This window comes from Streptomyces sp. UNOC14_S4, assembly GCF_020740835.1.
Taxonomy (GTDB): domain Bacteria; phylum Actinomycetota; class Actinomycetes; order Streptomycetales; family Streptomycetaceae; genus Streptomyces.
The window spans coordinates 1-11034 of the sequence record NZ_JAINFC010000040.1; the positions used below are offsets into that span (position 1 = coordinate 1).

Annotated in this window: 11 protein-coding genes; 2 read left to right on the plus strand and 9 right to left on the minus strand. The window is 65.7% G+C overall.

The window, feature by feature from the left end:
- The first annotated feature begins 2 nt into the window (after positions 1 to 2).
- Positions 3 to 113 carry a DUF2399 domain-containing protein gene (locus K6I34_RS06080; protein WP_229323061.1) on the plus strand — a complete coding sequence of 37 codons (111 nt, stop codon included), beginning with the start codon at positions 3 to 5 and terminating at the stop codon, positions 111 to 113.
- Between the two features lie 56 nt (positions 114 to 169).
- Here K6I34_RS06080 and K6I34_RS06085 read toward each other — a convergent pair whose 3' ends face one another.
- The 9 genes from K6I34_RS06085 to K6I34_RS06125 form a co-directional block, all read right to left on the minus strand.
- On the minus strand, positions 170 to 1555 hold the full coding sequence (locus tag K6I34_RS06085) for a condensation domain-containing protein (RefSeq protein ID WP_229323048.1): 1386 nt from the start codon (positions 1553 to 1555) through the stop codon (positions 170 to 172).
- On the minus strand, positions 1552 to 1812 hold the full coding sequence (locus K6I34_RS06090; RefSeq protein ID WP_229323049.1) for an acyl carrier protein: 261 nt from the start codon (positions 1810 to 1812) through the stop codon (positions 1552 to 1554). Before K6I34_RS06090 ends, K6I34_RS06085 begins: the two co-directional genes overlap by 4 nt.
- 34 nt (positions 1813 to 1846) lie before the next feature.
- Positions 1847 to 3181 (minus strand): acyl-CoA dehydrogenase family protein, encoded by a 1335-nt coding sequence (locus tag K6I34_RS06095; RefSeq protein WP_229323050.1) that lies wholly within the window; start codon positions 3179 to 3181, stop codon positions 1847 to 1849.
- Complete coding sequence (locus tag K6I34_RS06100) at positions 3178 to 4803, minus strand: acyl-CoA dehydrogenase family protein (RefSeq protein WP_229323051.1); 1626 nt, start codon at positions 4801 to 4803, stop codon at positions 3178 to 3180. The genes K6I34_RS06095 and K6I34_RS06100 overlap by 4 nt, the downstream gene beginning before the upstream one ends.
- Positions 4800 to 6533, minus strand: a complete 1734-nt coding sequence (locus tag K6I34_RS06105) for a fatty acyl-AMP ligase (RefSeq protein ID WP_229323052.1) — start codon at positions 6531 to 6533, stop codon at positions 4800 to 4802. Before K6I34_RS06105 ends, K6I34_RS06100 begins: the two co-directional genes overlap by 4 nt.
- Before the next feature lie 330 nt (positions 6534 to 6863).
- A complete protein-coding gene (locus K6I34_RS06110; protein WP_229323053.1) occupies positions 6864 to 7595 on the minus strand; it encodes a DUF4097 family beta strand repeat-containing protein in 732 nt (243 codons plus the stop codon).
- Between the two features lie 11 nt (positions 7596 to 7606).
- The gene (locus K6I34_RS06115) at positions 7607 to 9685 is read right to left on the minus strand and encodes an MMPL family transporter (protein ID WP_229323054.1); all 2079 of its coding nucleotides are present in this window, start codon (positions 9683 to 9685) and stop codon (positions 7607 to 7609) included.
- Between the two features lie 164 nt (positions 9686 to 9849).
- Positions 9850 to 10086 carry a hypothetical protein gene (locus K6I34_RS06120; protein WP_229323055.1) on the minus strand — a complete coding sequence of 79 codons (237 nt, stop codon included), beginning with the start codon at positions 10084 to 10086 and terminating at the stop codon, positions 9850 to 9852.
- The gene (locus K6I34_RS06125; protein ID WP_229323056.1) at positions 10083 to 10415 is read right to left on the minus strand and encodes an ArsR family transcriptional regulator; all 333 of its coding nucleotides are present in this window, start codon (positions 10413 to 10415) and stop codon (positions 10083 to 10085) included. Before K6I34_RS06125 ends, K6I34_RS06120 begins: the two co-directional genes overlap by 4 nt.
- Before the next feature lie 146 nt (positions 10416 to 10561).
- Between K6I34_RS06125 and K6I34_RS06130 the strand changes: the two genes are divergently transcribed.
- Entirely contained in the window at positions 10562 to 10978 is a 417-nt protein-coding gene (locus K6I34_RS06130; protein WP_229323057.1) for a hypothetical protein, read from the plus strand.
- Positions 10979 to 11034 lie beyond the last annotated feature (56 nt).

Consider the following 11034-nt stretch of genomic DNA (forward strand, 5'->3'; position numbering starts at 1 on the left):
ATATGTATAAGAGCCAGCCCTGGGACCCGCCCCTGACCCCGGCCTTGACCGAGCTCAGGGTACGTGTCGAGGAGGAAGTGGCTCTGCCCGCGCTTCTCGCGGATCTCGCCTGATCACAGGCGCTCGCTGTATCAGCGGCAGAACAAGCCAGCTGGCCAAAAAGAAGCGTCTAGGCCGCGCCTGCGCCAAGAGAGAGAAGCCTCGATCGTTCTGCAGCGTCAACGAGGGACACGCTCAAGACGGGTACAGCCGGGTCGGAGAGTGCGGCTTCCACCAGGCGCAGGAAGTGGCGCGCGAATCGTTCGATGGTCACACGCTCGAAGAGATGGATGTCATAACGGAAGGACAGCCGAAAAGAAGTGCTGCTCTGCAGCATTTCCATGGACAGATCGCACTGCCCCTCTTGCTGAGGCACATCGAATGCCGACAGACGCAGCCCGGCCAACTCCAGTTCTCGTTCTGCCGCCTCACCCGCCGCGAGCATATCGGCCAGAGGGTCAAGCCGACTCGTCGTCACCATGGTCGCGGCGACTTGGGTAAGGGGTGGGCGGCCAGGGTCGCGAGACAGGCCGACTGCTCTGGGGAGCAGCGCGAAGGGGTAGCCGACGTGAGAAAGCCCCTTCTTCACCTGCTCATCGAGCGAGTCGAAGATATCGACAAATGTGGTGTGCTGCTCGAACCTGGACCGCAGAGCGAGCGAATTGACGTAGTAGCCGACCAGATTACGAGTCCGGCTTCCGGTACGGGTCGTCGTAGGCCAGCCGACGAGGATGTCGTCCTGCCCGCAGTAGCGGAACAGCGTGGCATGGAAGACACTCATGAGGAAGACGAAGGGAGTGATGCCCCTGCCGAACGACACCTCCCGCAACCGCGCCACAAGGGCGTCCGGAAGTCGCACTTCATGGGTGGCGCCCTCGAGGGACCTCCTGGACGGCCGCGGCTTGTCGACAGGGAGTTCCAACACGTGGGGAGCACCCAACAGAACCTGCCGCCAATATGCCTCCATTTCGGCGCCGCGCGGCGATTCCAAGGTATCGCGCTCCATCGTCACATGGTCGTCCCAAGTGGCGGGGAGCGGCTTCGGATCGTTGCGTCCGCCGGCCTCGTAGGCGTCGATCAGGTCACGCAGCACAATGCCCTGGGAGTAAGCGTCCGTTGCGATGTGGTGGGCCGTCAGGACGAGCACGGAGTCGTCGGTTCGGCGGAGCAGATCCGCCCGGAACACCTCCTTCTCCAGAGCGAATGGCGCCCTTGTCAAAGTACCGACCGTGCGACGGAGTTCCTCTTCCGCAACGGCCCCAAGGTCCCGTACACCCAGGAGTACGGACTCGGCCGTGCCGACTCGGCGTCGGATGCGACCAGCCTCTTCGACGAAGGCTGAACGGAGGATTTCATGACGATCCACGACCGTCGTCAGCGCGCGACGCAGCATCTTGATGTCCAGGCGGCCGCGCAGTCGCACGGCGACGGCGACATTGTACGCCGAGCTGTCCGGAGCCATGCGATGGAGAAACCAGAGGGCTTCCTGCCCGACCGAAACCGGGAGCGCACTCATCGGTTGCCCGCCTGACCGTGCAGGTGCGCGGCCAGGGTATCGACAGTGGGGTGGTCCCAGGCCACCGTCGGTTCCACCACGATGTCGAAGTGGTCCTCAATGTCACCGCACATGGTCAAGGCGTATACGGAGTCAAGCCCCAATTCGACAAACTTGCGGACGGGATCGATCGATTCGGCAGGTGCCTCGAGGTAGAAGGCGATGCGCTCGATGAGCCAGCTGCGAATGTCGTCAAGAGAGCTTGCGTCCGGGGACATGGGTGAGTACTCCTGGTGTCTGTACGAATGATGGTCAGCCCGTAAAGGGGCGACCGGCAAGGTCGAAAGTTTCTCTGTGGTCCGCGCGACGGATCAGTTCGGCGAAGATCCGGTCACGGGCTTCATCGGCGAGCGGACGGGGGTGGCGCCCCAGACGAGTGGCAAGCCGGCGCCACGCTCCGGCCAGCCAGTCGGTTTCCCCGAGGAACGGTTCCCCGCGATGGGTGTGCCACACCGTGAGGCACGCCGCCGCTGCCGCTGTCACAGCCCCGTATCGCTTGTCGGAGTCCATTCCCTTGAACAGGGTGCGCAGCGACTCCAGTTGTTCCGGAACCGGCAAGTCGAGAATGGTATGCACAGGGTGGGCCGGAGCGGGCGGTATGAATCCGAGCGCGAGCAGGACGGACAGGTCCCTCCGGTGCTTCTGGAAGATCCCGTAATCACCCTCACGTAGGTACGAGCGGGCCCCGAGCAGCATGCTCAGCTCATTCCCCGCGTTTCGCAGCAAGGCCGGTACAAGCTCGGCCGTCGAGGCGGGTTCGGTGGCCATACCGGTGAGGCAATCGCAGATCAATAGGTCGAGGAAGACATTGACCAACAGGGAACGGGAATGCGGGATTTCGGCCACGGGGCGTCCATAGATGACCCGTTCACGAGCGAAGCGCAGCACAACGCGCAGCTGCGTGTCGAGGGTGCCGATGGCCATGGCCGGGAGCAGTGCCTGGGTGAACGCACCCCGGAGGGGAACATCGAGCGTGGTGTCGGCGGGCAGCGGGCAGTCCTGGAAAGTCAGCTTTCGCAGAGTGCAGCCGCGCAGTCCGCTCAGCTCCTGCTCAGGGCCGAGGCTGCTCCGGCCCGGATCCAGTCGGGCGAGGTCCATGAGCAGCCGCCCGCGAAGTCCCTCCTCGGTGCGCACCGAGAGGACGGCGAGTCCATCGTGGGCTGTGCCGAGAAGCCGGGCTTCTCCGGAGAGCAGCGGCCCTGTGCTGCTTCCGTGCAGGTAGGTCCCGCCTCCGACGACGACCGTCGCCCCGGCCAGCAGGCGCTCGACATGGCCGGACGAGGGCAGGGTGCCGACGGCGGTCCACAGATCGAGGGCCGCGGCAAGGCCCGGAATCCCATGGCGAGCGGCCAGCCCGGCGTCGTGCCGGAAGACGGACCGGCCCATTTCCATCAGGCGGCCCGGGGGGATCGGCGGCCCGTCACCGGACCGGGGTATGAAGGCGTCGAGAGGCAGGTGGGCGCGCAGCACCGCGTCGGCTGCGGTGAACGGCTCGTGCCGCTCGTCCGCTGCGAGAACGGCCGCCGGGTTCAGCAGGGCGCCGGGGGCCAGCGGGTCACCGAGAGCTTCGTCCAGCCGGGCGTTCATCGCGCCTCCGTTGTCGGGGTCCGAGTGACCGGCAGAAGGGAAAGGCGCTCGCCCGCGCTGTATCGGCGAAGCAGGTCGGGCGACAGCACACCGCTGTCCCCGGCATCGCGGCCGAGCCGCCGCAGCAGTCGGGAGAGACATGCCTCCAGCCAGCTTGAGTCGGCCCATAGTTCACGGTTGTATGCCCACAGGTGGCGGCATGCGGCAGCGGCGAAGAGCAGCGTGAAGCGTTCGGCGAGTTCGAATGCCTCCGGCCGGGTGTCCCGTGCGGAGGGCCGCACACGCGCCATGTCCTCGTACAGCTCATCAGCAATTTCTTGCAGTTCGCTTGCGTAAGGACCGCCGGGATCGGGCGCCTGCATCACGCTGCATCCGGCAGACGAGATCAGGGACAACTTCTCACGCCGGAATGCAGGCGGTGCTCCGGTGAGTGTAACGGCCTCGGCCAGCCCTGCCGCATCATACTTCTGCCGCTTGCGGCCACGCACGAGCACGGGGAACTGATGGATCAGGGCGAGCAGATTCACGACGGAGTTGCCATCGAAGATTCCGACAATGCTGTGATCACGGGCGACCTTTTCAAAGGGGCCGTCCGTGACGTGCGCCTCGGCTCCCAGCGCCGCGCCCAGCCGTTTGATCATCGCGTCCACACTGGTCGGCACATAGTGCTTGACGGCGGCGGACAGCACATTCAACTCGCCGGTCAGGGAGTGGATTCCCCGGGCACCGACGATACCCACAGCCTCGGCGATGAGCAGGTCCGCATAAGCGTCGGCGAGAATCACCGACGTCTCAGCGTCAGCGCCAAGGCCGTGATCCAGGGCGATACGCAGTGCATGGTCGGCGGCACCCGACGAAAGGGCGGCACAGAGCGTACGGGTGAGCTGCAGGCTCTTGAGGGCGGTCTCGACGCCCGTGCCGGGCGCTCCGATCATCGCTCCAGCGGGAACCTGCGCGCCGGTGAAGGAGATTCCGCTGATGTCGGTACCCCGAATGCCATGGGTGGGAACGGCGGGCAGCGTTCGGTAGGTATCGGCATCGAGGTCACGCTTGTCGACGGTGAAGAGACTGAAACCGCGGCTGCCACCGGCCCCGTCGGTGCGGGCAAGCACGCACAGCCGTGTGCCGCGGGTGGCGTTGTTGATGAGCCACTTCTCGCCGTCGAGGCGATATCCGCCCGGGACGGCCCAGGCACTCAGGTCGCCGGCGAGCAGGTCGCTGCCATGGTCGCGCTCGGTGAGCGCGAAGGAGTGCACGGTCCCGGCCATGACCTCCCGGGCCGTATGGCGTGCCTGTGCCGGCGTGCCACCAACCCATGTGCAGACGGTGCCAAGATAGGTGGCCGCATGACCAATGGCGACGGTGAGGTCCCGGCCGGCGACACGGCGCATGATCTGGAACAGTTCTTCATAACTTCCCAGTCTGCCGCCAAACTCACGGGGAACGTAGTGCTCGGGGAGCCCCAGAGCGTCGAGCTCGGCGTAGATTTCCTCGGGGAATTCCTCCCCGGCGTCCAGGGCGAGCGACCGGGCCGTGGTGAAGACGCTGGCGGAGTCGTTCGGGTCGCCGAGGGCGCACTCGAAGTCGTCGGCGAGAGCGACCGGATCGTACTCCGTGCTCATGCGACCTCCCGGACACGGTATCGACCCCGCACCTGGCGGTCCAACTCCTCGTGCAATACTTCCAGTTCGCCATTCATGAAGAGGTTCCGCATGAGCGAGCGCTGAATCTTACCACTGGTGGTCTTACGGACCTTCCCTGGTCGCACGAGGACGACGTTGGATACGGAAGATTTCAGGTGTTCCGCGACGATCCTGCTCGCCAGGGCCGTGAGCGCGCTCAAATCGCTTTCACTACGGGCCCGCACTTCCTGCACGACAACAATCCGCTCGTCGGGAGTGGGCACGGTGAAAACACTTCCGGCAAGTCCACCGAACGCTTCGTGCCCAGTGGCGACTTCACGTTCCACATCGTGCGGGTAGACATTACGACCGTTGAGGATGAGCATTTCCTTGATGCGACCAGTGATGTACAACTGCCCTTCGTAAAGCACGCCGAGATCGCCGGTGCGCAGGAAATTCGTCTCGCCATCGGAAGTACGGGCCTGGAAGATCCGCCTGGTGGCATCCTCGTTGTTCCAGTAGCCACGGGCCACACTGGACCCACGCACCCAGATTTCTCCCACGTATCCGTCAGCGAGGACTTCATGACTTTCCGGGTCGACAACGTGCAGGTCGTAGCCCTCGACGAGCCCGCTGCTGACCAGCGGCACACCGTCGGCGTCGGGCTCGAAGACATGTTTCTCCAGACGGCCGGCGTTGACGTGGGTGATCACCGGGGCTCGATCGGCCGGGGTTCCCGCGACGAAGAGCGTCGTCTCGGCCATTCCATAGCAGGGCAGCAGCGCTTCGGCTCGGAACCCGGTCGCTGCGAAGCGCTCCGTGAAACGGGCCAGGGTCTGTGCGTTGACGGGCTCGGCTCCATTGCACGCATGGGTCCAGCCGGACAGATCAAGTTCGGCGATCTGCTCGTCGGAGAGCCGACGTGTGCACAGGTCGTACGCGAAGTTGGGCGCGGAACTCACGTGCACACCATGGCGATGGATCGTCTGCAGCCAGAGCTGTGGCCGCTTGAGAAAGTCCATCGGGGACATGACGTAGGTGGTGGAACTCAGGAACAGCGGCTCGAGCAACAGCCCGATGAGGCCCATGTCGTGGTACATCGGCAGCCAGCTACTGAACCTTGTACGGGCGTCAAATCCCATCTGGTCCCGGATCAGGGTCAGATTGGCCAGCAGCGCCACGTGGGAGACCATCACGCCCTTGGGGTCGCTGGTGGAACCCGAGGTGTACTGCAGAAAGGCGAGGTCCCCGGGCTCCGGGCGTCGCCAGGCATTGAGCTCGGCGGGATCCGCCCACAGGGTGTCCGCCGCGATGCCGGACACAGCAGTGAGTCCGTCACGCTCCAGCCATGCGGTGACGCCCGGAAGGTTGTCAGCATCCGTGAGGACGGCCTTGGCCTCGGTGTCCAATGCTATACCGGTCGTGCGGCTGAGATGATGCCTGGTGCCCTCGGGCAGCGGGGCGGGAGCGGGCACCACTCCGGCGTACATGCATCCCAGCAAGGCGACGGCGAAGTGGAGACCGGTGGGGTAGAGCAGGAGCACCCGGTCGCCGGGCGAGCAGTATTCGGCCAGCCTGACGGCGATGGTGCGTGCCGCCTCGTCGAGTTCTCCGTATGTCAGTGCCTCCTCGGAGACTCCCCGGCCATTGTGGCGGACCATGACGATCGCCCGGCGCTCGGGTGCCGTCCGGGCATGAGCCGAGACGATGTCGATGAAGTCAGCGGGCATGAGCGAGGTCGTCCTCTCTACCGGTCGGGCTCCGCACTTGCCACGAGGCGGGGCGGAATGGTCCCCTGAGCCACGGAGGCTTATACGCACATCAGGACGCGCCGAGAGGCGCGGTGATGCTCCTCCACTGGGCCGCCGAGTGGCCGCTCGGCGGCCCCACTCCATGGGGCTGCAGCCTGCCCATCCATGCTGCGGACGCTTTCTATACGCCATCTATGCGCACGCTATGTCGCCGGATTCCGCCGCCCTGCGTCGGAACACACCACACGGCACCGGTGCCGTGCACCGGTGCCGTGTGTCGGGGGTGAGGTAGTGGCTTGTGGAGGCGGGTCAGGCGGCGGACACCTCGATGTCGCCGGATGTCGCCTTGAACTTCAGTGCCGACTTGGCCGAAGGGTCCGTGGGGATGTTGATCTCTCGCTTCCCCGAGGTGCCGCGCACCTCCACGCGGTACGGGCCTCCCGGTACCTTCAGGCGCACGCTTCCGGAGGTGCTGTCCGTCGATACCTCACCCGGAGCCTTGGTGAAGTCCAGCTTGGTGTCCCCGGAATACGTCCCGATCTTGGCGGAGGGTCCGCTGAGACCGGTTCCGGTGATGCTCCCGGAGGAGGTGCCGACGTTCAGGACGCCCGCGATGGAAGCCACCGTGACAGCGCCCGAGCTGGTCTTGACGTCCGCCGCTGCCACACCGCGTACGTCCACCTTGCCACTGCTGCTGCTGACCTTGACCTGGACAGAGGCCGGCACGGTCAGCTCGTAGTCGATGTAGCAGTTGTCGCAGCCCCGGGTAAAAGTGAGGGCTCCATCGGAAACATGCTGCGTGGGTTTGGGCTCGGCATCGTCCCGGTAATGGACGGTGCGGTGAATGCTGACCTCCGGACCGTCACCGGCCTTGATCACGACGGTGCCCCGCCGGGCCCCACTGATCTCCACCGAGTTCACCTTCTCTTTGACCTGAGCGTCGGCCGTGGTGCTCTTGACGGATCCGGAATCAGAACATCCGGCCAAGAGGAGCCCAGTGGCCACCACAGCGGGCAGGAGGACATAACGGCGGCTGAACATGAACGAACTCCCTACAGTTGAACAGGATCCCCCGTGGGAGCCTGCCGGTCGTCGCTATATTCCTTCTTTACACGCGACCCACCATGGGTCCGGGAGCCGCCCGTGGGCCGGGCGAGCTTGCTGGGCCACCAGAACCAGCGGCCAAGGTCGAGAGCGATTCCGGGCACCAGCACAGCGATCACCAACAGCGTCTCCAGGAGTACGCCCAGCCCCACCATCACGCCGATCTCGGCCATGGCCACCAGCGGCAGGACCGCGAGCACCGCGAAGGTCGCCGCGAGCACCGCGCCCGCGCTGACAACGACACCGCCGGTGGCGCGGAAGGCGCGCAACGCTCCTTCGCGCGGCGCGGAGAGTGCGGTCTCCTCGCGCATGCGGTCCACGAGGAAGATGGTGTAGTCCACACCGAGGGCCACCAGGAAGATGAACCCGTACAGCACCAGCGAGGCGTCCACCGCGGGGAAGCCGAGTACATGCTGGAACAGCAGCCAGCTCGTTCCGAGTGTCGCGAAGTAGCAAGCGACAACGGCTCCCACGAGCAGCAGCGGGGCGATCAGAGAGCGCAGCAGCAGGACCAGGACGAGGAAGACGACGGCAAGCGCGAGCGGGATCACGGCCTTGCGGTCGTGGCTGTGGGCACGGGCCACGTCAAGGGTGGCGGCGGTGCTCCCGCCGACCCGTACATGGGCGTCGGGCACCTTGACCGCAGCCGAGGCTCGCATGCGGTCGATGGTGCTCTCGGCCCCGGAGCTGTTCGGCGGGTCGGTCATCACGACGGAGATGCTGACGAGCGCACCGTCGGTCGATTTCTTCGGCGGCAACACCTTGGCCACGCCTTCGACCTCGAGCGCCTGGGCCACCGGGCCGGCAGCCGCCGCGTCGGCGATGACCCTGGCCGGGCGGGCCGAGCCGCCCGGGTAGTGATCGGCCAGCATTTTCTGTCCGACGACCGATCCGGGTTCCGAACGGTAGACGTGCTTGAAGTCGAGTCCGGTCCGCAGACCCGTTCCGCCAAGGGCCAGAGCACACAGCACCAAGGCCGCGGCGATCCAGGAGACGCGGGGACGTGCCGCCACTCCCGCGCCGAGGCGCTCCCAGACCGTACGCTTCGCTGCCGGACGCGTGCCCGGGCGGGGGACGGCCGGCCAGAAGACCCAACGCCCGCAGACAACCAGCAGGGCGGGGAGCAGGGTGAGAGTAGCGGCCAGGGCGCAGACGATACCGACCGCGGCCACCGGCCCGAGCGACCGATTCGACTTCAGCTCCGCGACGGTCAGACACAGCAGAGCCAGGCAGACGGTGGCCGCCGAGGCGATCACGGCCGGGGCCGACTTGCGCAGGGCCGCCCTCATGGCCTCGTGCCGGTCGTCCTGGTGGCGCAGTTCCTCCCGGTACCGGGACAGCAGGAGCAGGGCATAGTCGGTGCCCGCGCCGAAGACGAGGACAAGCAGGATCGCGGCACCCAGGCTGTTGACGACCATGCCGGCATGACGTGCCAGCAGATAGACGATTGCCTCGGCAACCTGAGAGGTGACTCCGGCGACGATGAGCGGCAGGATCCACAGCACCGGGCTGCGATAGATGAAAAGCAACAGCAGAGCGACCACGCCGGCGGCGACGTACAGCAGCGTCGACTCCACTCCGCCGAAGGCGTCCTGGCCATCGAGCTTCTCACCTGCCGCGCCTGTCAGCCGGGCATCGAGGCCGTCCGGAAGGTTCTGCTCTGCTTGTGTACGGACCTTCTTTATCGCGCCGGACTTGGCATCCGACGGAAGTGTCACCGCCAGCGTGAGGGCCTGGCCATCCGCGGATGCCGAAGGGGGCGGTACCGAATGACCCGTGATCTCCGCCAACCGCTCGCGGTCGTCAGCCACCTTGGCGCGGTCGGCGGCACTGAGCGCCTTGTCGCGAGCGTAGACAACAACCCCGGATAAGTCGTTACCGCCCTTGAACCGCGAGTCGAGTTCGGCGACCTGAGTGGACTGGGCGCCGGACGGCAACGCCTGGGTGAAGTCGTTCTTCTCGGCACCGGACAGCTTTCCCGCCATCGGAACGGCGATGAACACGATGATCAGCCAGGCCGCGATCACGACCCATTTGGCTTTGCGGCCACAGGGAACGAGCAGAGCTAAGAGTCTGTTTCGGAGCAGCACAGGACAACTCTTTCCGTGGAGGGAGTACGCACATCAGGAGGGACGGGCGGCGAGGGAACAAACCGGACCGGCGAGTGGCCGCTCGGCGGTCCGGAGTTCCCCTACTCGACTTCGCGCATCATCTTCTCCATGGCGGACAAGCGCAGCTTGATGTCGTTGACCTCGCCCAGCAATTCCCCCTGCAGAGCGCTGATCTGCTCCAGCAGTTCGCGATAGCCGTCTTTACTGGCCGCCGCACGGGCCTGGTAGATCTTGACGGCGGCGTAGGCGACAGCGACCAGGATGACGGCTATCACCGTCATCAAGGTCTTGTTGCCCGACGACGTATAGGTGTTCATTCTTTGGCCTTCACGCTTTCTTCACTGAGGGTCGGGGCAAGCTCGGCGATCAGCGATGGGTTCAAGTTCATTCCGAACTCAGTCACTTCGAAGTACTTCATGGCTTTACCCGCATCCGACACTTCGAGCGCCCCGGTGACGATCCCCGCAGCCTCCAGACGCTGTAGATGCATGTGCAACAGAGGCCTGCTCATTCCCATGTCACGCGCCAGCTGGCTGACGTAGTTACGCCCGCCCGCCAGCGCCGCCACGATCCGTAGCCGATGCGGGTTCGCAAGCGCCGAGAGCATCCTCAGCAACTGGTCACCTGTCATGGTTACGTGACTCATCGTCACTTCCTCTTACGCATGTAAGAAGATGTTGACATGTGTCAGGGAGGGCGTCAATAGTCGACCCAGGACATCGCACCGAGCGGCCACTCGGTGCTCAACACCCGTGTTCCCCATGTACGTTCCTGCGTCGAAAGGGTCCACCCATGCCGCCCCTCCTTCACCTCCCCGCCAGCGGACTCCACGTCCAGGCCGAGCGGGCACGGCGCGGCCGTACCTCGCTGGAGGTCCGCATCGGCTCACTCCTGGTCGACGTGTGCACCACGACGTGCCTGGGCCTCACTCCGTTGCGCGGGGCCTGGCGCGGTGGCACCTCCGCAGGCTCCTGGGCCGTGGCCTGGGGACAGCTGCCGCCGGAGGCCGAGGCGCCCGACGTGAAGTTCGTACGAGGATGGTCACGCAAGGGTGTACAAGCCCAGCGCGTGCTCGTCCATGACGGCTTCTGGGTGGCCGAGTCCTCCGGCGTGTTCCACTCCGTGGCCGCCGATATCGACGGCGAACGACTCTCGGGGCGGCTGCGCCGGGCCCGGCTGGCGGACGCAGAGACCACCCCGGCCGCCTGAAGGCGTACGGACGGCCGGAGTCTGCCCCGGGACAGCCGAAGGCGGCGGGCCGGTGA